This window comes from Candidatus Kryptoniota bacterium (assembly GCA_036567965.1).
Taxonomy (GTDB): Bacteria; Bacteroidota; Ignavibacteria; order Kryptoniales; family JAKASW01; genus JAKASW01.
Window position 1 is genome coordinate 154,528 of the sequence record DATCTN010000031.1, and the last position, 21,462, is coordinate 175,989.

At 50.4% G+C, this 21,462-nt stretch carries 16 protein-coding genes; 6 read left to right on the forward strand and 10 right to left on the reverse strand.

Features of this window, described 5'->3' with window-relative positions; all coding sequences use genetic code 11:
- The first annotated feature begins 50 nt into the window (after positions 1-50).
- A complete protein-coding gene (locus tag VIS48_15550) occupies positions 51-1,325 on the forward strand; it encodes a glycoside hydrolase family 88 protein (protein HEY9167568.1) in 1,275 nt (424 codons plus the stop codon).
- 64 nt (positions 1,326-1,389) lie between these two features.
- Positions 1,390-2,673 (forward strand): MFS transporter, encoded by a 1,284-nt coding sequence (locus VIS48_15555; protein HEY9167569.1) that lies wholly within the window; start codon positions 1,390-1,392, stop codon positions 2,671-2,673.
- An 86-nt stretch (positions 2,674-2,759) separates the two neighbouring features.
- Here the strand turns inward: VIS48_15555 and uxuA are convergent, their stop codons facing one another.
- The 10 genes from uxuA to VIS48_15605 all read right to left on the reverse strand — a co-directional run bounded on the left by uxuA (position 2,760) and on the right by VIS48_15605 (position 13,677).
- Positions 2,760-3,956, reverse strand: a complete 1,197-nt coding sequence (gene uxuA / locus VIS48_15560) for a mannonate dehydratase (protein ID HEY9167570.1) — start codon at positions 3,954-3,956, stop codon at positions 2,760-2,762.
- A gap of 35 nt (positions 3,957-3,991) precedes the next feature.
- Positions 3,992-4,780: a tetratricopeptide repeat protein gene (locus VIS48_15565; protein ID HEY9167571.1), complete on the reverse strand. Its 789-nt coding sequence runs from the start codon at positions 4,778-4,780 to the stop codon at positions 3,992-3,994.
- Positions 4,773-6,620, reverse strand: coding sequence for a BatD family protein (locus tag VIS48_15570; GenBank protein HEY9167572.1), 1,848 nt, complete (start codon positions 6,618-6,620; stop codon positions 4,773-4,775). The genes VIS48_15565 and VIS48_15570 overlap by 8 nt, the downstream gene beginning before the upstream one ends.
- 107 nt (positions 6,621-6,727) lie before the next feature.
- On the reverse strand, positions 6,728-7,423 hold the full coding sequence (locus VIS48_15575; protein ID HEY9167573.1) for a tetratricopeptide repeat protein: 696 nt from the start codon (positions 7,421-7,423) through the stop codon (positions 6,728-6,730).
- 3 nt (positions 7,424-7,426) lie between these two features.
- Complete coding sequence (locus tag VIS48_15580) at positions 7,427-8,488, reverse strand: VWA domain-containing protein (protein HEY9167574.1); 1,062 nt, start codon at positions 8,486-8,488, stop codon at positions 7,427-7,429.
- Between the two features lie 74 nt (positions 8,489-8,562).
- A complete protein-coding gene (locus tag VIS48_15585) occupies positions 8,563-9,546 on the reverse strand; it encodes a VWA domain-containing protein (protein ID HEY9167575.1) in 984 nt (327 codons plus the stop codon).
- 1 nt (position 9,547) lies between these two features.
- Positions 9,548-10,501 carry a hypothetical protein gene (locus VIS48_15590; GenBank protein ID HEY9167576.1) on the reverse strand — a complete coding sequence of 318 codons (954 nt, stop codon included), beginning with the start codon at positions 10,499-10,501 and terminating at the stop codon, positions 9,548-9,550.
- Positions 10,495-11,370 (reverse strand): DUF58 domain-containing protein, encoded by an 876-nt coding sequence (locus tag VIS48_15595; GenBank protein ID HEY9167577.1) that lies wholly within the window; start codon positions 11,368-11,370, stop codon positions 10,495-10,497. Before VIS48_15595 ends, VIS48_15590 begins: the two co-directional genes overlap by 7 nt.
- A gap of 85 nt (positions 11,371-11,455) precedes the next feature.
- The gene (locus VIS48_15600) at positions 11,456-12,439 is read right to left on the reverse strand and encodes an AAA family ATPase (protein HEY9167578.1); all 984 of its coding nucleotides are present in this window, start codon (positions 12,437-12,439) and stop codon (positions 11,456-11,458) included.
- A gap of 200 nt (positions 12,440-12,639) precedes the next feature.
- Positions 12,640-13,677, reverse strand: coding sequence for a LacI family DNA-binding transcriptional regulator (locus VIS48_15605; protein ID HEY9167579.1), 1,038 nt, complete (start codon positions 13,675-13,677; stop codon positions 12,640-12,642).
- Between the two features lie 481 nt (positions 13,678-14,158).
- Here VIS48_15605 and VIS48_15610 point away from each other — a divergent pair, with 481 nt between their 5' ends.
- From VIS48_15610 to VIS48_15625, 4 genes are all read left to right on the forward strand, one after another.
- On the forward strand, positions 14,159-15,721 hold the full coding sequence (locus VIS48_15610; protein HEY9167580.1) for an alpha-L-fucosidase: 1,563 nt from the start codon (positions 14,159-14,161) through the stop codon (positions 15,719-15,721).
- A gap of 61 nt (positions 15,722-15,782) precedes the next feature.
- Positions 15,783-18,029, forward strand: a complete 2,247-nt coding sequence (locus tag VIS48_15615) for a family 20 glycosylhydrolase (GenBank protein ID HEY9167581.1) — start codon at positions 15,783-15,785, stop codon at positions 18,027-18,029.
- A 159-nt stretch (positions 18,030-18,188) separates the two neighbouring features.
- Positions 18,189-19,634 carry an alpha-L-fucosidase gene (locus VIS48_15620; GenBank protein HEY9167582.1) on the forward strand — a complete coding sequence of 482 codons (1,446 nt, stop codon included), beginning with the start codon at positions 18,189-18,191 and terminating at the stop codon, positions 19,632-19,634.
- On the forward strand, positions 19,631-21,448 hold the full coding sequence (locus tag VIS48_15625) for a glycoside hydrolase family 35 protein (GenBank protein ID HEY9167583.1): 1,818 nt from the start codon (positions 19,631-19,633) through the stop codon (positions 21,446-21,448). The genes VIS48_15620 and VIS48_15625 overlap by 4 nt, the downstream gene beginning before the upstream one ends.
- Positions 21,449-21,462: the final 14 nt, after the last annotated feature.

Sequence of the window (21,462 nt, forward strand, 5' to 3'; positions counted from 1 at the left end):
CGTTCCGCAGCCGGGCACGAATGAAGCATCTTATGGAAAGTGAATAGTCTATGGTACGTTCGACGGTTTCTCTCTCGTGGAAATTCAATCGTGAATTGATCCTTCTATTTATCTTAATAGCTTTTCCATACGAACATTCGGCGGCAGGACAACTCCCGGGCGACGACAGTTCTCTAACTATACAGAAGATAAAAGCTGTCGCAAGTATGGTCATCAAAAGCAGCACGTTTGAGTTTGTCGATGACAGCACAGGCAAGAAGTACGGATCGACTTCAGACGCGCCCGACATCGCGCGGATCCGTCCGGAAAGCCCATACAACGATTGGAGATACTGGAACGGAGTCCTGAATATCGCGATGATTAACTTGGGCAAGGTCATGAACGATCCTTCCTGCGTGACTTTTTCGGAAAAATCAATTTCATTCGATTTCGACAATTACGGATATTTCCGGGATCGGTACGTTAATCAGGACAAATGGTCGTACCCATTCGGCCAGAAAATCGTCATCGAAGTTCTCGACGACTACGGCGCAATGGGGGCAAGCCTGATAGAGGTGTATGAACAGGATAGGCAGAAGCGCTATCGGGAATACATCGACCAGGCAATCGATTTTCTTGAGACCAAACAGGATCGTCTCGCCTATGGCACGCTGGTCCGTCCGCTTCCGAGAAAGTGGACCCTCTGGGCAGATGACCTCTATATGAGTGTATCGTTCCTGAGTCGCATGGGCGAGCTGACTCATGATGACCGCTATCTCGATGACGCGGCGAATCAGGTTATAAACTTTCACAAGTGTCTCTTCGATTCCCTGACGGGTTTAAATTATCACTGCTGGTTCTCCGACTCCATGAAAAACGGTGTGGCCTGCTGGGGACGTGCGAACGGTTGGATCATGCTCGGCCAGATCGACCTGCTGGATCGGCTGCCGGCAAATTATTCAAAGCGCGACACACTCCTCTCGATCTTTAGAGAAGAGATCGCAGGGATTGCAAGGTACCAGAGCGATAATGGTTTATGGCACCAGCTCCTCGACAAACCCGATTCATATCTCGAGACATCTTGCTCGGCCATGTTTACTTACGTAATCGCGCGCGGCGTGAGAAAAGGGTATCTTGAGCGCCAGTATGAATCCGTTGCACGCCGGGGGTGGAACGGCGTCATGTCAAGGATCAGGCCTGACGGCGAGATTGAAGGGGTATGCGAGGGAACCGGCGTCGGGGATGATCTCGCATTCTACTACGCAAGGCCGACACCTTTAAATGATCCGCACGGTATCGGTCCGGTCCTCCTGGCAGGAGCCGAAATCCTGCGACTCGCAAAATAATTGTTGCGATGGGAAAAAGGGACTTGAAGTGGAATAAATCCTCTATTAATAACGGGACAATCCAATGGTAACCGAACAAGAGAGATCCGGAAACTCTGCTTCTCCTATGAGCTCATATCGATGGACGGTCTGCGCGCTCCTCTTCTTTGCGACGACGATAAATTATATTGACAGACAGGTCCTCGGGATCCTTGCGCCCGTTCTTCAGAAGGACATAGGCTGGAACGAGATCGAATACGGCTACATCGTCGCCGCGTTCACAGGCGCGTATGCTGTCGGGCTTTTGTTTGTGGGAAGATTCATCGATCGAGTGGGAACAAAGATCGGCTATTCCATTTCGATATTTATATGGAGTATCGCGGCCATGGCACACGCGCTCGCGAGAAACGCTTTAGGATTTGGAGCGGCGAGGGCGGCACTCGGGCTCGGCGAATCGGGAAATTTTCCTGCGGCAATAAAGGCAACGGCTGAATGGTTCCCTAAAAAGGAAAGAGCATTCGCGACCGGGTTATTCAACTCCGGCGCCAATATAGGTGCGGTCGTCGCGCCGCTCGTCGTACCGTGGATCACGCTCACCTGGGGCTGGCGGGAAGCTTTTATTTTCACCGGACTTCTCGGATTTATCTGGTTCGCATTGTGGGTCTGGCTTTATGAAACCCCGGAAAGACATAAAAGAGTCTCTCAAGCGGAGCTCGCGTACATCCGGAGCGATCCCGAAGAACTCGTCTCGGTGAAAGTCCCCTGGCTGAAGCTTCTAAAGTACAAGGAGACATGGGCGTTCGTCGCCGGAAAATTCTTAACCGATCCGATATGGTGGTTCTATCTTTACTGGCTTCCGAAGTTTCTGAATGAAAGATATAATCTGGATCTCGCTCAGCTCGGATTACCCCTCATCGTCATTTATACAATGACGAGCATCGGGAGCATCGGAGGGGGCTGGTTATCGGGAGCGTTTCTAAAGAGAGGGTGGACACTCAACCGAAGCAGGAAATCGGTAATGCTGGTCAGCGCGATATTGATAGTTCCCATCGTGTTCGCTTCGACTGTCCCCGAGTGGTGGGCCGTTCTCCTGATTGGGCTCGCCGCCGCGTCTCACCAGAGTTGGTCTGCAAACCTATTCACGACTGTCTCCGACATGTTTCCGAAAGAAGCCGTCGGTTCTGTTGTCGGGTTGGGAGGAACGGCAGGCGCGGTCGGAGGAATGCTCGTGGCGACTGCCGCCGGACTTATCCTGCAATTGACGGGGAATTATCTGTCGCTCTTCATTCTCGCGGGAACGGTATACCTGCTCGCGTTATTGATCTTCAACTGGCTCGTCCCCAGACTCAAGCAAATTCAACTTGCCTGAGAGAATCAATTTAACAGCGGAAGACGACATTCGCTCTTGAAATCAGAAATCGCCTGAGTGGTGAGTATGGTGATGGGAGGACGCGACTAGTAACCGAGAGAACGTCTGATACCCATTTCCAGGCCGCGTAATTCGGCAAGCCCTCTCATTCTTCCGAAGAGAGAGTAGCCCGGATAAATTCCTTTCCTGTTTTGATCGGGTATCATGAGATGCCCGTGATCGGGGCGCATCGGCATCTTCGCGCCTCGCCTTCCTTCTTTCAACCGGTTGTTCTGTTCCACTATCAACGGCCTCATAACGCCGTAAATATCTATATCACCCTCGAGATGATTTTCTTCAAGGAAGTCGCCGTCAGCGTTCCTTGTCACGTTTCGCAAATGAATGAAGTTTACCCTCCGCGCAAATGTCTGTGCCATATCGACGAGATCGTTCTTGAATGAGGCACCAAACGACCCGGTGCAAAGAGTTATTCCATTCGAAGGCGAATCGTTAACTCGTAAGATCTGTTCAATGTCTTTCTTGTCGCATACGACCCGCGGCAATCCCAGAAGAGGCCAGGGCGGATCGTCAGGATGGATTGCCATCATGACCCCCGATTCGTCGGCGACAGGAATGATCTCTTTCACGAACCCATGAAGGTTTTGTCGAAGTTCGCCGTCACCTATCTCCCTGTACTCTGCGAGAGCCGACCTGAAACCGTCGAGAGTATATGCTTCAAGCGAGCCGGGAAGACCGAGAAGAATGGTGTCCACCAATTTCTTTTTCTTATCGTCGTCCAATCTTCCAAAATATTTTTTCGCGAGGCGGATTTGGTCGGGAGTGTAATCTCTCTCAGCGTCGTTACGCTTCAGAATGAAAATGTCGAACGCGGCAAGCGCTTTCGGTTCGAACCGCGTGGTGATGGAGCCATCGCGATAAATCACCTGTAAATCCGTGCGGAGCCAATCGAGGACAGGCATGAAGTTATAGCAGACGGTATCGACTCCGCATTCCCCAAGGTTTCTGATCGATTGCTTGTAATTTTCAATTAGCTTTCTGTAATTGTCTTTTTGCTTTTTGATATTTTCGTGGACCGGAATGCTCTCCGCTACTGACCACCTTAGCCCTTCCGATTCTACAACGGCTTTTCTTTTGTTTATCTCGTCGGGTGTCCACACGTCACCGACGGGAATGTGGTGCAGGGCGGTGACGATTCCTGTCGCACCGGTCTGCCTTATTTCCTTGAGACTGAATGGATCGTTGGGTCCGAACCATCTCCAGGTTTGTTCAAATCCTGCAGGCATAGATTCCCATGGTCATTGTGTATCCGAATATCCCGTCAGATTGTCGCGATCTCGTCTTTTTGGATCCATCCGAGTTTTCCATCCTGCAGCCTTATCTTCACCCAGTTTTCGACTTCGTCTAGCTCTCTCACTTTTAAGCCCTCGTGTACGACAAACGCATCGTTGCTGGTGGGGTCGGGGGCGAGCTTCACGACGGCTGTCGGCTCAATTACTATTGCGTCCCGGACTGTAAGTTCTCTGTTAAGTTTTACGGCCCCTATAGAGATCGAGAGAATAAGCAATAAAGTTGCAACGAGTCCTACGAAAAACGAATTTCGCTGTATAAATCTCTGCCTCGCAAGGAAGTACAGACCGAATGCGAAAAGGGAAATGATGTATAGGGTAAATACGACGTGAGTCCATCCGGATAGCGAAAATAACGCGAGGAGACTTTCCCACCATTGGAAGACAAAGAACCTCGGCAGTGCATCCAACTTGTCGACGGTCCTGGCGTTGGCGATCGCGAGATTGTGCGCGACGTCCTCATCGCCTGGCGACAGTCTCGAGGCCTTTTCGTAATAAAGTATCGCGAGACCGATCTTTCCCGCCCGGTAATATGAATTTCCGAGGTTGTAATAGAGAGATGTCCCTTCGTACCCGAGACTAGTTAATTCCTGGTACGCTGCGATCGCCCTCGGAAAGTCTTTGCTCTGGTACGCGGCATTTCCGGTGCTCATCAGGCTGTCGGTCGTGGATGCCAGCGCACTGCCGGAAAGAATGAGAAGCGCGACAGCGACCAGCCGTGCAAGCGGCAATTTTCTAAAGATGTCTTCTCCCTTAAACATTCTTCTTTACCGTTCCTCCGGCGAGATGCTTCTCGAGTTCCACGACGACATGAGTCAGCCCCGCATACATCTCCTTCATGGCGGGTGCGCCCTCGCCGGCGGGAGCGAATCTCATGAACTCACACCTGTCGACGCAGTCCTTAAGTTGAGCAATCACTTCTTCCTTCACGTTTCTCTTCCTGAGTTCGGAAGCCGCAAATTCGGACGACACATCCGATTTTGGAATGTGAAGCTTGTCTTCCAGGTATCCGAAGACAGCCTGCGAAATCTCCGCGTAAAATCCCGTCTGATTTCCGGAGTCCATCAACGCTTTGGCGTTCTTGAATCTCTTCCGGGCGATCTTCTCCGCCCTTTGGTACCGGAGAAGCTGGAGATTGCCCGCCAGCCTGTCCTGCTTCCTCCGCCATGTGACTAGTCCGCCGAAAGCTACCAGAGGGACGATTGCCCCGGCCCAGAATCCGAAACCGAATACTTCTATTCCCTCGCTCCTTCTGATGTCGCTGTCGGTCGTCTTTATGTACCTGATGTCCTGTCCGAGCAGGGTTATCTCCTCCTTCGAGAATCCTCCCGCGGCTTCGTTCTCCGAGCCCGTCCCCTGTACTACATGCAATTCGTACGACGGGGATGCGAGTGCTATGTATGACTTCTTAGCCGGACTGAAGTATGAAAACTGTTCGGGTGGAATTGCTTTTGTCCCCGGGTCTCTCGGCACGATGAGATATTCGAAAGTTTTTGTCCCTGAAATCGTTCCGTTTCTGTCTATCTGCTGGGAAATCTTCGGCTGATACTTATCGAATCCGGGCGGGAGATCAATATCGGGAAGGTTCAGCAGCTGTATGTTGCCGCGGCCGCTCAGGTTAAACTTCAGCGACAGCGGTTCGTTCGTCTTGGCGTTTGTCGAGCTGATGGATGACGAGAGCGAGTAGTCGCCCACGGCTCCGTTGAAAGATTTCGGAACTCCTTTCGTGGGAAGCGGGATCACATGAAGGCGGATCGTGTTGGAGGTGGCAGTATAGTTGACGACCTGAGCTGTATTGAAGAACGGATCGTTGAAGAACCTGTCGAAAAAACTGTCGCCGGTTTTTTGTTTTTGCTGCACCTGGATCGGTATGTCGAGGACGAGCGGCGTGACTGATAACTCACCAAGCTGTGAAGGAAAAAGGGCAACTCTATCTATCGTATACACCCGGTATTGTTTCTTGTTGTACATTTCCAGGGAGGATGGGATCGGACTCGGAACGTTTAATTGTTCCGACCATAATCCCTCGTAGGAGGGAAGTTTGGAAGGCTGGAAGGACGCAATGTCGAGCCGCGTGTAAATTTTGTACGTGACTGTCACCTGCTCTCCCAGGTAGATGTTCTGCTTGTCGGCTGTGGCCAGAATGAAGAGGTTGTCGCCTATATCTTTCGAAGAGATGCTCTGGTTACTCTGTCGCGTGCTCGCCTGCGGAGGAGTGCCTTTTGTAACCGTAATCTCAATCGGCTGCGTGGTAAGAGGTTTCCCTTCGTAATCGATCCTAGCGCTCCCGATCGTGAACTTTCCTGCCTCCCGAGCTTGAAGATAATATGAGTAAGACGCCGACGCAGAGACCGATCCGTTTATGAACTGCATACTCGTGGATTGGTTCGGGCCCGATATTATCATGAATCCCTTGAAGTCGGGAGGATTGAAATTCTTCATCCCGTTAATGTCTTTTCCCGCAAATGTAAATGTAATCTGGAACTGATCTGAGGTTGATACCGTGGTGTTGTCTACTGATGCCGTAAAAGTCTGCGCACCCGTGGTTTCAGCGAGTATCGTGATTGCAAGCGCGAAAATTAATTTCAAAATTGTCTTCATCTTTGTGTCTATGAATAAAAAAATCTGCTCAAAAGGTTAGTTCCACATTTTAATGTCTTAATCCGTATACCTTTCTTCCGCTTGCCCTTTTCGTCATTCTTGTACTTTTACCAATCCTTATCTGTCTTCGCCTGTTCAGCCTTCATTTTCCTGAGCCTCTTCTGCAACGCCTTCTCGTCGTTGTTCAGCGCGCTGAGTATCGCTTCGGCCTGGTCCCTTGAGATTTTGCTCTGTTTCATCTGGGCCTGCTGGTTCTGCTGCTGTTTATTCTGGTCTTTGTTCTTCTGATTGTTGTCCTGCTTATTCTGCTTTTGATCGTTCTTATCCTGATTGTTTTTATTCTTGTCTTTATTCTGATTCTGGTTTTTCAGCAGGTCGATCGCGTAAGATAAATTATATTTCGCGTCCTGGTCGTTCGGATTAAGTTTGAGCGCGTCCACGTATGCGCCGATGCTTTCCTTGATCTTCTTATCTTTGAGAAGCGAGTTTCCCATGTTGTAAAATATATCGGACTTCCGGTTCTCGCCGCCGGCTTTCGGCAGCGCTGTGTTGTACGATTTCATGGCCTCGTCGTATTTACCTTCTTTGTAGTAAGAATCGCCGAGGTTGTAGTGGGCCTGGAAATTTGCCGGCGCCTGAGCGAGACCTTTCTTGAATTCCACCTCAGAGTCTACGTATCTTCCGTCCTTGTAAAGTTTGACGCCCTTGTTGACATGTGACCTTATGGTTTGCGCCGGTGCGAACCCGGCCGATGCAAATATCACGAATAGGGTAGAATATGCAATCAAGTATTTATTTCTCATGGATCACTCTTTCTCGTCTGAGTCGGCTGTGAGGCCAAGTTTCCGATTCAATCTGCCGAAAAGTGCCGATTTACGCTCTGACATCTGGAATTCGACCAGAAGAAGAAATATTGCCGGTGCCAGAAAATAGTAAAATCTGTCCTCGAAGTCAGTGACTTTTTTCTCGCCGAGCTCCGCCTTCTTCAGTTTGGAAAGATCCTTGTAGATAATATCAAGCTCATCCCGGTCGTTAGTACCCCTGAAGTATTCTCCTCCTGTGCCGGAAGAAATCTCACTCAATGCGGATTCATCGAGCTTTGTCAAAACAGTTTTCCCCGATCTGTCCTGCTTGAAACCGGTCTGCTGACCTTGATCATTGTAAACCGGTATTGGAACTCCGTCCGGTGAGCCGAGTCCGACTGTGTAGATAAGAACGTTTTTGCTCTTCGCGTCACTTATCGCCTCACCGAGATTTCCCTCGTGATCTTCGCCGTCCGTAAAGATAACAATCATCCGTTCACGCGGTGTCGTGTAGTCGAATGAGCGCGTCGCGAGTTGTATTGCCGATGCGATTGCCGTTCCCTGGTCTGGCACCGTGGAGACGTCTGCCGCTGAAAGAAAAAGACTCGCCGCGGAATAGTCCGTCGTCAGCGGAAACTGCACGAACGGTTCACCCGCAAAAACTATAAGGCCAATCCGGTCGCCGCTGAGTTTCTGAATGAGGTTCGATATTTCAAATTTCGCCTTCTCAAGCCTGCTTGGTTTTATGTCCTGCGCCTGCATGCTTAGCGAGACGTCCAAAAGAATATAAATGTCGATTCCTGTCTGCTTGACATTTTCGATCCTGGTCCCGACCTGCGGATCGGCCGCGGCGAGAAAAAGGAGAGCGATGACAATTACGATCGTACCCGATCTGAGGAAAGCTTTCCAGCCGCTATAAGCGGGAATAAGTATATGGTGCAGCTTCCTGTCCGCAAAGTTGCCCACGGCCCGGTTCCGCCTTACTGCCGCGTACCAGAGACTCATTATCACCAGCGGGATGACGTACAGGCCGTTAAGATATTCGGGATGAGCGAATCGAAACATGCGTTCAGTTCAGATCTTTTTGAATGGTTGTTCTAAATTATTTGACGGTCGGAAATTTTCTTTGTTCATACGTTCTACGGGGACTTTCTCAGTATTGTTTTTGAGAGCGACAGCTCAAGGAGAAGTATGAGGAGGCCGGCATTCAGCCACGCCGGGAAAAGTTCGGCGGCGTTACGGTAAGAAGTGACTTCGATCCTCGATTTTTCGAGCTGGTCGATCTTCTTGTAGATTTCTTCGAGCGTTCTGTTGTTCGAAGCGACATACGCCTGTCCGCCGGTTATATCGGCGATGTCTTTGAGCAAGCCTTCGTCGATCGCAAAGGAGACCATCTGGTAACGGAGTCCATACGGTGTCTGGACGGGATATGGTGCGGGGGCACCGGTGCCGACACAGATCGTGTATACACGTATTCCATACGTCTTCGCGATTTCGGCAGCGGTCCGAGGGTCTATCTCGCCCGCATTACTGGCGCCGTCGGTCAGGAGGATAATGATTTTGCTCTTAGCCTGTCCATCTTTCAGTCTGCCAACCGCGTCAGCGATGCCGTTGCCTATGGCGGTTCCGTCGGGAAGCATGCTCGGATCGATTTTCTGCAGGAGATCTTTCAAAACCCGGTGATCGATAGTGATCGGACATTGAGTGAACGCCTCACCCGCGAAGATGACCAGTCCTATCCTGTCGTTCGGCCTGCCGTCTATGAACTTATCGGCAACGCTCTTTGCCGCATCCACGCGGTTCGGTTTGAAGTCTTCAGACCTCATGCTTCCTGAAATGTCCACCGCGAGCACGATATCGATTCCTTCAGTGGTAACGTTCTGACCCGTCGAGAAACTCTGCGGCCTCGCGAGTGCGATGATGAGGATGGCTGTTGCGATTGAGCGAAGCGCGACCGGCAGATGCCTCGCCCTCTCCTTCCACGATGGTGGTACAGACTGGAATATCTTGAGCGAAGAATAAGTCAGGGATGTCTGTCTTTTCGCGCCGATCCTCCAGTACCAGAAGATCATCGCGGGAATAATTGCGAGAAAGTAGAGGACCCACGGATAAGCGAACTTCACGTCACCGAACATCTTTGCTCTCCGGCGTTCCGTCCTCATTGTCTCGAGGCGCGGTCCTGTTTACGATATCCATCGCCTGCCGCATCATCTGTTCGTTTACAGAGTCGAGAGGAGTGAACTTCGCGAATTTCACCATGTCAGCGTTGGATAGAAACTCGTACGTGATCTCCAATACGGGCTCAGTGCCGTCCTTCGTTCTCAACAGCTCAACGGATTCGGACGTAGGGAGTTCCATCGCAGGCATCCCGAAACGATCTTCAAAATATCGCCGCACAATCTCGGTGATCCTGGAGTGATATTCTTTTATTTGTCCTCTTCTCCAAAGTTCCTGTTCCGCGAGTTCCTTCAGCGCGTTCATCGCCACAACGTGTGGAGGGAGTACAACAGCCGGCGCGGCCTGATTGGCCGCGGCGCGTTGCTTCTTGTAAAACCGGTACAGGAAATAAACGATCGCAGCTCCTGCCAGAATTACTACGACCCAGAGAAGGACCAGCTTCCAATCGAGCGGAATGGCGAGCGGCGGCTTGACGTCTTTGATGTCCTGCTGCGTGTTGACCTTCAATGTCCGGATCGTGAAGCTCACCGGGTTTGAATACGCAACTCTGATTACCGAGTCACCCGGGGCCTTGTACATCAAGGAGACGGGAGGGACCACCACTCCCGCGGAATCATATCCGGATAGTATATAGTTGAACGTAATTGTCTTTTTACCAGCGGAGTCTTCTTCGGTTGGGCTGAAAGTCTTCAGCAATGAGACGTTCCTCAGGCTGTCGGTGAAGGATGGAGTGTAGATCGTTACGCTGGTGTCGGACTTCACGCGCAAAACAAAATGAATGTAGTCTCCCACCTGATAATCGGACTTGTCGGATGAAGCAGTCGTGCTTACTGATTGTGACCGCGCGCCGGATGGGACCAGAAGTCCGAGTAATACGACCGCGAAGAACTTCCTTACCACCGTGTTTGTCTCAATTTGAAAAACTTTACAAGGGGTTTTATGTAGTTCTCCCCGGTTTGAATCTCGATACTGTCGAGATGACTCGACAAGAATAGCGATTTCCTGTTCGCCCGAATAGTCTCCCTCGACTTTTTGAACATGTCTCTCGTTCTCTTGTCCTCGGTATCGATCCATCTTTCCTTTCCGGTTTCGGCGTCGAGGAATTTCACCAATCCCATCCTCGGTATTTCTTCTTCCCTCCTGTCGTTGAGCACGATCCCGATAAGGTCGTGCTTCTTTCCGACCACGCGCAGAATCTTTTCGTGCCCCGAATCCATAAAGTCTGAAATGAGAAACACTATGCTCCGTTTCTTGATCGCAGAATTCATGAATTCCAGGGCGGACTTGATATTCGTGGATTTACCCTTTGCTTCGAACGAAAGGACTTCACGGATAATCCTCAGGACATGTTTTCTCCCTTTTCTTGGAGGAACAAACGTCTCGATGCCGTCGGTGAAGAGAATAAGACCGACCTTATCGTTGTTCTTAAGTGCGGAGAATGCGAGGATTGCGCTGATCTCGGCGGCGATCTGCTGCTTTGTCTTCTCAACCGAGCCGAAGACTAGTGAGCCGCTCAGGTCGACCAACAAGATAATCGTGAGCTCACGCTCCTCTTCGAAGATCTTTACGAAAGGATGGCCGAAACGCGCTGTCACGTTCCAGTCGATGCTCCTGATATCGTCCCCTAGCTGATACTCCCGCACTTCGGAAAACTCCATACCTCTTCCTTTGAAAACGGAATGGTATTCACCGGAGAAGACCTGGTTAACCAGACCCTTCGTCTGGATTTCAATCTGTCTGACCTGTTTCAGAAGTTCTTTGGTAAGCATGGGTGAAGCAGCGATCAGCTGTCAGTGATCAGCACTTAGCCGTTGGAGCAGGCGCTGATAGCTGACGGCTGATTACTAACTGCTATTACGGCACTTCCACCTTATTCAGGATTTCTCTAATAACGTCCTCGGTCGTTATCTCCTCGGCCTCGGCTTCGTATGTTATCGCGATGCGGTGGCGAAGGACATCAAGCGCAATTCCTCTGACATCTTCCGGAATGACATAGCCCCGTCTCCGGATAAACGCCAGCGCCTTTGCACCGAGGGCCAGGTTGATTGACGCCCGCGGTGAGGCTCCGTAACTGATGAAGTCCGCAAGATTCGGCAGGCCGAACTCCTTCGGAGAACGCGTGGCAAATACTATGTCGAGTATATACTTCTCGATCTTTTCATCGATGTATACCTCATGGACAAGACCGCGGGCTCTGAGGATGTCCTTGGGGGTTACCACCTGCTGCACCACGCCGTCGGTCATGCCGACGTTCTGGCGCATGATCTTCAATTCTTCATCACGGGTGGGATATGATATCTTTACCTTCAGCATGAACCTGTCGACCTGGGCTTCAGGAAGAGGATATGTCCCCTCCTGTTCTATCGGGTTCTGTGTCGCGAGGACGAGGAAAGGTTCTTCAAGCTTAAACGTCTGATCCCCGATCGTGACCTGTCTTTCCTGCATTGCTTCAAGTAGTGCGCTCTGGACTTTTGCGGGTGCCCGATTGATTTCATCTGCAAGAATAAAATTGGAAAAGATCGGGCCCTTCCTGATCATGAAGCTTCCGTCCTTCTGGTTGTAGATCTGAGTTCCAATCAAATCTGCCGGAAGGAGATCGGGCGTGAACTGGATCCTCTGGAACTTCGCTTTCGTTGCGGACGACAGCGTTTTGATCGCGAGTGTTTTTGCAAGACCGGGAACACCCTCGAGTAGGATGTGGCCATTGCTGAGGAGTCCTATGACAAGTCTTTCTACCATCGGCTTCTGTCCCACGATGACTTTGCCGATTTCGTTCATCAGAAGATCGACGAACGCGCTGTCCTGCTTGATCTTTTCGTTAAGTGCTGTAATATCCAATATCGGCCTCGTTCAATTTTATGTTCTTTGATCAATATTTTCAAGTTGAAAAGAAACCCGGCGTCGGGAGTAAATCTCCTTGCTGGGATTAACTTGCACCGGTTTCCGGCCCGCTGCAGCGGCGCTAACGGATCCGACGTAACCGTGCAGCGACTATCTCGGGGTCAAACAGTAGCAGATAATTATGCAGATGAACTTCTCTATTTCGTGCCGTTCAAAACTCTTGAGGATTCTCTGATCACAAACTCCGTATCGAGTACGACCCGCTCGATCGGTAGGAGCGTCGAAGATTCGATGTTCCTTATCAGGATCTCGGCTGCAGTTTTCCCGATCTCTTGCTGAGGCGCTTGTATCGTTGTCAACGGTATCGGGTACATCTTGGCATAATAGATGTCGTCATTTCCGATAATCGATATCTCTTGCGGTACAGATATCTTCAGTTGTTTAAGAGCCGTCATTACCGCGAGTGCTTGCTGATCATTGAAACAAACAATTGCAGTCGGAAAATCATTCCTGTCCAGTTTCCTAAAATATTCGATTGTCTTGCCGTAGCTCTCTTCGTAGTGCGATCCGATCGAGACGATCATGTTTTCGTTGAACACCAGAGTGCTCTCGCTAAACGCGTCGCGGAATCCCTCGATGCGTTCCTGCGTGTGGGATGACTGCGGCGGACCAGCGAAATGCACGATCTTGGTATGCCCGCCTTCGATAAGATATTTCACCGCCTTTTTTATCGCTCTAAGGTTGTCGATTGCCACCACGTTTGCTTGTATGCCCTTGACGTCCTCGAGAAGTACGAAAGGATGATTTATCATCTTCAACTTGAATAGGTGCTCGATTTCAGCAGAGCCCTGTACGATCGGTGCGATTATGGTCCCCTTTATGTCCTTCGTCGAAAAGAGATGTGAGAGTTTCTTTTCGCGTTCGTGATTGTCATCGGAACTTGTGATGATCACCGAATAACCTTTTTGTGCGGCATAATCCTTTACACCTGTGGCGATCGATGTATAAAATGGATAGTTCAAATCTTTTATGATGATCGCGATGCTCTTGTCCTGAGCCCCGTTCTTCAGGTTTCTGGCCGTCCCCCTTGGTCGAAAATTCACTTCCTTCATTATCTCGAGTATCCGATCTCTCGTGCCCGGTTTGACGGTGTTCTTCGCGTTTATGACCGCAGAAACCGTCCCCTTCGAGACCCCGGCGCGTTTTGCAACGTCTTCGATAGTAATTTTCTTCATCTGGCCCTCCCTATCCTTGGGTCATTCCTCGTAATTGAAACGGCATGAAAAATCCTGAACTTTTTAATTTATTCTCATAAACCCTCAGAATCAACGTTCTGAACTTGAAATGAATCCAAGCACGAAAGAAATTAAGTTCTTCGCCGGTGCACTGTCTCAGGAGCTCTTTTCGTCCTCACTCCTTCGGCTCCTCGGCCGGCTTGTCTCGGGAAAAATTTCCCGCTGAGTCAGTCCGGTCGCTTCAAATACTGTCGGAAAAATCTCGCGTCTCTCATTTTGCCAACCGCTAGTCCGCATCGATGAGGGTGCGGAGTCGCGCAATAAGACGTTCCTTCACAAGGACATCAATCAAATCTTTCCAGGTAAGTCTTGACATTAAAGGGGTGTTTGCCTAAAATCGATGGGTTTAATGGGACAGCGAACAAACTCGAGTTAAGAAACGCACATTCAAAGACCTGCACCAAGCCGCCAAAAGAGAGCGATGACGAGGAGTACCACAACGACTCACCTGCTATTCTGTCTTTTCACTTTCGCTCTAGTGAATCCGTTTTCGAGCGCATTCGCCCAGGAAAAGAAATTTAACTTCGTCGCGATCGGTCGAACCGACACTAAGTCAGAAATCATCACCAAGGCAGCGAATGTTGTTCCGACAACGGAGCAGTACGAGTGGCAGAAGATGGAGTGTATCGCGTTCGTCCACTTCGGTATGAACACGTTCACTGAGACACAGATTGGGAGCGGACATGCGGATCCGAATCTGTTCGATCCAACCGGGCTCGACTGCGATCAATGGGCACGCGTCCTCAAAAACGCCGGAATGAAAATGGCAATCCTCACCGCGAAACACCACGACGGTTTCTGTCTCTGGCCAAGCAGATTTACGGACTACTCGGTCAAGAGCAGCCGATGGAAGAACGGGAAGGGAGATGTCGTTAAAGAATTTGTCGACGCGTGCAGGAAGCACGGACTCAAGGTGGGTCTTTATCTTTCTCCATGGGACAGAAACAATACGGCGTACGGCACTCCCGCTTACAACACTTATCTCATGAACCAGCTGCGCGAGCTTCTATCTAATTACGGGAAGATAAGTGAAGTCTGGTTCGACGGTTACCGTGGACCTGGTGCGAAGCCGGAGTCTTACCACTGGCACGGGCATTACCGGCTGATCAGGCAGCTCCAACCAGATGCTCTGATCGCCGTAATGGGTCCCGACGTTCGGTGGGTCGGAACCGAATCAGGTTACGGCAGGGAGACCGAGTGGGATGTAATTCCGCTCGACGTGAACGGTGAAAATATATCGAAGGAAGAAGACGGCGATCACCCGCTTGACAGCATTTTTATCCCGCGCAACTATATGGGAGATGATCTCGGCAGCAGAGATTCGTTGTACAGCGCGAGCGCGTTGTTCTGGTATCCCGCGGAGACCGATGTGTCCATCCGGCCCGGCTGGTTCTACGACTCGTCGCAGGACACATCCGTCAAGTCCGTCGATCAGCTTGTCGACATTTACTTCAACTCTGTCGGGAAGAATTCCGTTTTGCTTCTCAACGTTCCTGCAGACAAAAGGGGACTGATCTCGGATTACGACATAAAAGCGCTTGACGGATTTCACAGAGTTCTCAAAAAGACATTTAGCGTCAACCTCTCAAGCGATGCGATTGTCAGGCATGGCGGGGAGAAGGGATTGAAGTATGCTAAACTGTTCGGTGATCATAGATTCTGGTCGGGTCCGGATAATACCGATACGAGTTCTCTGGAATTCGACCTCAAAGGTGAAAAGACATTCGATGTCGCGATGCTTCAGGAAGAAATAACCGTAGGCCAGAGGATTGAGAAGTTTCACGTCGATTATTGGGACGAAGGCGGTTGGAAGAAGCTTACTGAGGGAACAACAGTTGGGTATAAAAGACTCTTGCGATTTAAGCCCGTCAAGACTTCTCGCGTACGGTTGGTAATTGAGAGTTCGAGACTCAATCCGACGCTCGCGAATTTCGGATTGTACATGCTTCCGGAACGATACGTTCAGTTCTCACACTCCGAATGAAGTCCCGAAACTTTCTTGCCGTCCATTTCCGAATTAGAATCTATCTGTCGGGAAAAATAAAATGAGAGAAATTGCCGTCGTGATCTTGTTAATGGTTGTGTTCGGTTCTGCGACAACTGTTGCGCAGTCGTCGATAAACGTCATCCCGAAACCCGATTCAGTCGTGTATATAAATGGTGCGTTCCGATATTCGGCCGCGTCCGTGATCTCTTCTGATGATAACCTGGGGAAACTTGCAGAGTATCTGTCGGAACAATTGGCGCTGTTTACAAAAATCTCTCCCGCGCTGGTCGGAGGAAAAAGCACCGACGGATCTGGGCTGATCACTTTAGATATTGATTCCACTTCAGCACCCGCGAATCCTGAATCTTATAAGCTCGACATATCACGGGAGAAAATAGCGTTGACGGCGAGAACTGAGGCAGGACTCTTCAGGGGCATCCAGACACTCCTGCAGATATTTCCGCCGGCGGACTCGTTGGCACCGCAAGAAGTATATCTGATTCCATGCTGCACGATCATCGATCATCCCAGGTTCTCCTGGCGCGGACTCAACCTCGATTGTTGCAGACACTTCATGACGAAGGACTTCATCAAGAGATATATCGACCTCCTTGCTTATTACAAGTTCAACATACTTCACTGGCATCTCACTGATGATCAGGGCTGGCGGATCGAGATCAAGAAATATCCGAGACTTACTCAGGTAGGCGCATGGCGAAAGGAACCGGACGGTTCGGTATATGGAGGATTCTACACTCAGGAGGACATCAGAGAAATTGTGGCTTACGCCGAGAGCAGATACATAAATGTAGTCCCCGAGATAGAGATGCCGGGACATTGTATGGCATCCCTCGCGGCATATCCCGAGAATTCCTGTACCGGAGGCCCGTTCGATGTGGGCATACAGTGGGGCGTATACAAAGATGTTTACTGTGCAGGAAGGGATTCGACATTCATTTTCCTTGAGAATATCCTCGATGAAGTGATGCAGCTTTTCCCGTCTCACTACATTCACATCGGAGGTGACGAAGTGCCGAAGGACCGCTGGAAAGCGTGCCCACGTTGCCAGAGGCGCATCAAGGACAACAATCTCAAGGACGAAGAAGAATTGCAGAGTTACTTCATCAAGAGGATTGAGAAATATGTCGAATCGAAGGGAGGAGAGATAATCGGCTGGGACGAAATACTTGAGGGCGGTCTGGCTCCTGGCGCGACGGTGCAATCGTGGCGGGGTGTCGATGGAGCGATTCAGGCGGCACAGAGCAAACACAACACGATTGTGTCTCCCGGCGACTACGCGTATTTCGATAGGAGTGTGGATGAGCTGGATCTGGATACCGTGTACTCATTCAACCCGGTCCCTGCCGGTCTTTCTCCCGACGAATCGAAGTATGTCCTGGGCACGGAGGCAAACATGTGGAGCGAAAGGGCGCCGCAGGAAACGGTCGACAGCAAACTCTTCCCGCGCATTCTTGCACTTTCGGAAGTCGGCTGGACTGAACTCCGTAAGAAAGACTATAAAGAATTTCATAACAGGCTGGAGGGTCAGTACGAACGCCTCTCGTGCCTTGGCGTCGATTACGGCCTTGAAAGAAAAGCGATCGGATATAAGACGTACTTCGATGAAGTGAAAAAGGACTTCACGATTGAACTTGAGTCGCTGCAGGCGGGAACGAAAATCCGTTACACGCTCGACGGAGGCATACCTTCTCTCTCTTCGCCGCTGTACGAATCGCCTTTAACCGTTAAGGGGACTTCCCAGCTCATTGCACAATCGGTGATGAACGGAAAACTCGTTGGAAATCCAATCGATCTTGCATTCATGATTTCTAAAACCCTAAATGCGAGTGTCTCATTAAACATCCCGTTCTGGCGAAAATATCCTGCAAGTGGAGCCGGCTCTCTTGTCGACGGAGTGCGGGGAACGATGGACTTCCGGGACGGACTGTGGCAGGGTTACGAAGGAGTGGATATTGACGCAGTGATTGACCTCGGCAGACAAACCGAGATTTCCCAAATTGGTGCCGGCTTCTATCAGAATACAAGCTCGTGGATCTTCATGCCCGACAGCGTGGTGTTCTCGGTCTCGACTGACGGCGTGAAGTACAATCAATTGGGAGTTGCAAGGAATGATGTCCCCCAGAAGGACCCCGATCCTGTGAAAAAAGATTTTACTCTGGAATTCGGCAAACAGAATATACGATTCCTGAGAGTTCAGGCGAAGAATATAGGCGTCTGCCCTCCATGGCACGAGGGAGCTGGAGGAAAGGCCTGGCTTTTCATCGATGAGGTATATGCCAATTGAGACGATCAGATCCGTGAGTCAAACAAGGATGCATAACTTAATACCGATCTCGCAAGACATACGCCCTGCTGGATGTACCGGATCATCGGCTGGTGTAAGTGGTGTGTATGAAGTTAAAGGGCTGTCTGTTGTGAAATGTCCAATGGGAGAAGTGTACAGATGAAAAGGACCGCCTTGGTAGTTTTGTTCTTAATGCTGGCTAGCGGGTTGTCGTTCGGCCAGGACTATTTGCAAAAGTATTACCCTGAGACCGACACGCTGGTACTGGGGAATCTCCATAAGTGGCAAGGAAACAAGTTCGGTCTCCTCATGCATTGGGGCACGTACAGTCAATGGGGCGTTGTTGAATCGTGGTCGATCTGTTCGGAAGACGAAGGATGGGAAAAGAGACGAGACTCGAATTATACGGAATACAAAACACGGTACCAGGACCTGATAAAGACTTTCAATCCGGTGAAGTTTAATCCTGCAAAATGGGCTGAAGCTGCTGAAGACGCAGGAATGAAATACGTCGTGTTCACGACAAAGCATCACGACGGGTTTTGCATGTTTGATACGAAAACGACCGATTACAAAATCACTGGGCCCGATTGTCCGTTTCACACCGATCCCCGCGCAAATATCGCAAAGGAAATTTTTGACGCGTTCAGAAAAGACGGATTCATGATTGGCGCCTATTTCTCGAAACCTGACTGGCATTCTCCATACTACTGGTGGCCGAACTTCGCTACGCCTGACAGAAATCCTAATTACAGCATCAGACGTCATCCCGACAGGTGGCAGAAGTTTGTCGAGTACACGCAGGCTCAAATTAACGAGCTCATGTCCGATTATGGCCGCATCGATATTCTCTGGCTGGACGGCGGATGGGTGCGGCAGAAAACCGATGCGGAAATTACTGAAGAGAAATTGAGCGCGGATTATCCGGTGTTTCCGCAGAGTCAGGACATCGACATGCCGCTCATTGTCAGAGATGCCAGGGAAAAACAACCCGGACTGATTGTCGTCGACCGTGCTGTGCCGGGTCCGGATCAGGACTATCTTACGCCGGAGAATACCGTCCCGGATCACCCGCTTCCGTATCCGTGGGAAACATGCATGCCGATGGCGACAAGCTGGTCGTACGTCCCACATGACAAGTATAAATCAGTCGGCGAATTGATACATCTGTTGGTCGATATTGTTTCGAAAGGCGGAAATTTTCTCGTTAATATCGGCCCGGGACCTGATGGTGAATTCGATCCGGTCGCTTACGAGAGACTTAAAGGAATCGGCGAATGGATGAAGATCAACGGCGAGGCGATATACAAGACTCATCCCGTCGCGCCATATAAAGATGGAAAAGTCTGCTTGACTCAGCTCGATGACGGAACAACCTACGCAATATATCTTGCGGATAAAGATGAGACTAATCCCCCTCCGAAAATATGGATGTCTGAATTTTGTCCTGAGAGCGGGGCAAAGGTCACACTTCTCGGCTCAAACAGCGAACTCATTTGGGAGAAGGTGGGGAATGGATTCGAAGTGGAGGTGCCCTCGTCATATCAACAGCATCCTCCGTGCAAGTACGCGTGGGTACTGAAGATTTCCGGCCAGCATAAATGAAAAGAATATTTCTCGTCCTCAGTTTTCTTGCTGCTGTTGTCTCCGCCCGTGAGACACGGCATTCGTTCGCGATTTCAGGAAACAATTTTCTGCTCGACGGTAAACCATTTCAGATCATCAGCGGCGAGATGCATTTCTCCAGAATACCGAGAGAGTACTGGCGGTCGCGTCTACGGATGGCGAAAGCCATGGGATTGAACACGGTCTGCACTTATGTTTTCTGGAACGTCGAGGAACCCGAAAAGGGAAAATTCAATTTTAAAAGAGGCGCTGATGTTGCCGCATTCGTACGAATTGCCCAGGAGGAAGGACTCTGGGTACTGGTACGGCCAAGCGCCTACGCGTGCGCCGAATGGGAATTCGGCGGGTATCCTTACTGGCTCCTTAACGAAAAGGGAATGAAGGTACGAAGCCGTAATCCGGATTTCATGAAGCTGATGAAAAATTACTATGAACGACTCGGCAAGGAGCTCGCCCCGCTGCAGGTGACGAATGGCGGACCGATTCTGATGGTCCAGATTGAGAATGAATATGGCTCTTACGGAAATGATAAGAAATATTTGATGATGAATGAGCAACTGATGCGCGATGCAGGATTTGATGTTCCGTTTTATACTCTCGACGGGATCGACAGGGTCTCCATGGGATCTGTCGAAGGGGCGCTTCCTGCTGTCGACGGGTCGACCGACGTCGAACAAATCGAAGATACGGTCCGGACCTATCACAACGGGTCGGGTCCGTTTTTCATCGGAGAGTGGTATCCCGGCTGGTTTGACGACTGGGGAAAGCCGTTCAACACCGTGTCCGCGAAAGTATGCGCAGAACAGCTTGACACGATCATTGCACATGGTCTGTCGGTAAATATGTATATGGCGCATGGTGGTACAACCCGTGCGTTCATGAACGGGGCGAACTATTCGGATGACAATCCTTATTCACCTCAGATCAGCAGCTACGATTACGACGCGCCCATAGACGAAGCTGGGCATGCTACACCCAAATATTTTGCTCTGCGGAAAGTGATCCGAAAATTTCTTTCTGACAGCTCGAAGATTCCGCCTGTCCCGGCAGTGGAGAACATTATCGATATTCGCGGGTTCAAACTACGGTACTCCTCGGATATCGTGCACTTCCTTCCAAAACCCGCCCGCTCGAGAGTCCCCCTGACATTTGAGGAACTTCACCAGCCGTACGGTTATGTCCTGTATTCGAGCAGTCTTATTGGCCCGCTGAAAGGGGCACTTCACATAGTTCACCTGAGGGATTTTGGAATTGTATTTGTCGACGGGAAACGCGTCGCGGTCCTGGATAGACGCCTGGGTCAGGATAGCTGCGAAATTGAGCTGGCAAAGGGTGAAAACAAGATCGACATATTCGTCGAGAACCTGGGACGAATAAACTACGGCAAGTATATAAATGATAATTGCAAAGGGATTACTGATTCCGTTTCCATAGACGGAAAAAAAATCGACGGTTGGAAAATTTACGGTTTCCCAATGACAGTCCAGCCGGAAGTCGGTATCTCACGAGAGAAGCGCTCTGATTACCCGGCCGTACTCGAAGGGGACTTTGTGCTCGAGAAAGTCGGAGACGCATTCCTCGACATGCGGGAGTTCGGAAAGGGAGTTGTCTGGGTAAACGGTCACAACCTCGGAAGATACTGGAACATCGGACCGCAGCAGACGCTCTACGTTCCCGCGCCATGGCTCAAGATTGGGAGAAACACGATCGCAGTCTTCGAAGAGCTCAAGACCGGACAGGACTCGATCGGTTCACTCACTTCTCCGATCCTCAACGAGTTGAAATCGAATTAGGCCGCTTCCGGCTC

What these genes read in the sequence shown, in the direction of transcription:
- VIS48_15550 (HEY9167568.1), top strand. Translation starts at nt 51, where the DNA reads ATGGTACGTTCGACGGTTTCTCTCTCGTGGAAATTCAATCGTGAATTG.
- VIS48_15555 (HEY9167569.1), top strand. Translation starts at nt 1,390, where the DNA reads ATGGTAACCGAACAAGAGAGATCCGGAAACTCTGCTTCTCCTATGAGC.
- uxuA (HEY9167570.1), bottom strand. Translation starts at nt 3,956, where the DNA reads ATGCCTGCAGGATTTGAACAAACCTGGAGATGGTTCGGACCCAACGAT.
- VIS48_15565 (HEY9167571.1), bottom strand. Translation starts at nt 4,780, where the DNA reads ATGTTTAAGGGAGAAGACATCTTTAGAAAATTGCCGCTTGCACGGCTG.
- VIS48_15570 (HEY9167572.1), bottom strand. Translation starts at nt 6,620, where the DNA reads ATGAAGACAATTTTGAAATTAATTTTCGCGCTTGCAATCACGATACTC.
- VIS48_15575 (HEY9167573.1), bottom strand. Translation starts at nt 7,423, where the DNA reads ATGAGAAATAAATACTTGATTGCATATTCTACCCTATTCGTGATATTT.
- VIS48_15580 (HEY9167574.1), bottom strand. Translation starts at nt 8,488, where the DNA reads ATGTTTCGATTCGCTCATCCCGAATATCTTAACGGCCTGTACGTCATC.
- VIS48_15595 (HEY9167577.1), bottom strand. Translation starts at nt 11,370, where the DNA reads ATGCTTACCAAAGAACTTCTGAAACAGGTCAGACAGATTGAAATCCAG.
- VIS48_15605 (HEY9167579.1), bottom strand. Translation starts at nt 13,677, where the DNA reads ATGAAGAAAATTACTATCGAAGACGTTGCAAAACGCGCCGGGGTCTCG.
- VIS48_15610 (HEY9167580.1), top strand. Translation starts at nt 14,159, where the DNA reads ATGACGAGGAGTACCACAACGACTCACCTGCTATTCTGTCTTTTCACT.
- VIS48_15615 (HEY9167581.1), top strand. Translation starts at nt 15,783, where the DNA reads ATGAGAGAAATTGCCGTCGTGATCTTGTTAATGGTTGTGTTCGGTTCT.
- VIS48_15620 (HEY9167582.1), top strand. Translation starts at nt 18,189, where the DNA reads ATGAAAAGGACCGCCTTGGTAGTTTTGTTCTTAATGCTGGCTAGCGGG.
- VIS48_15625 (HEY9167583.1), top strand. Translation starts at nt 19,631, where the DNA reads ATGAAAAGAATATTTCTCGTCCTCAGTTTTCTTGCTGCTGTTGTCTCC.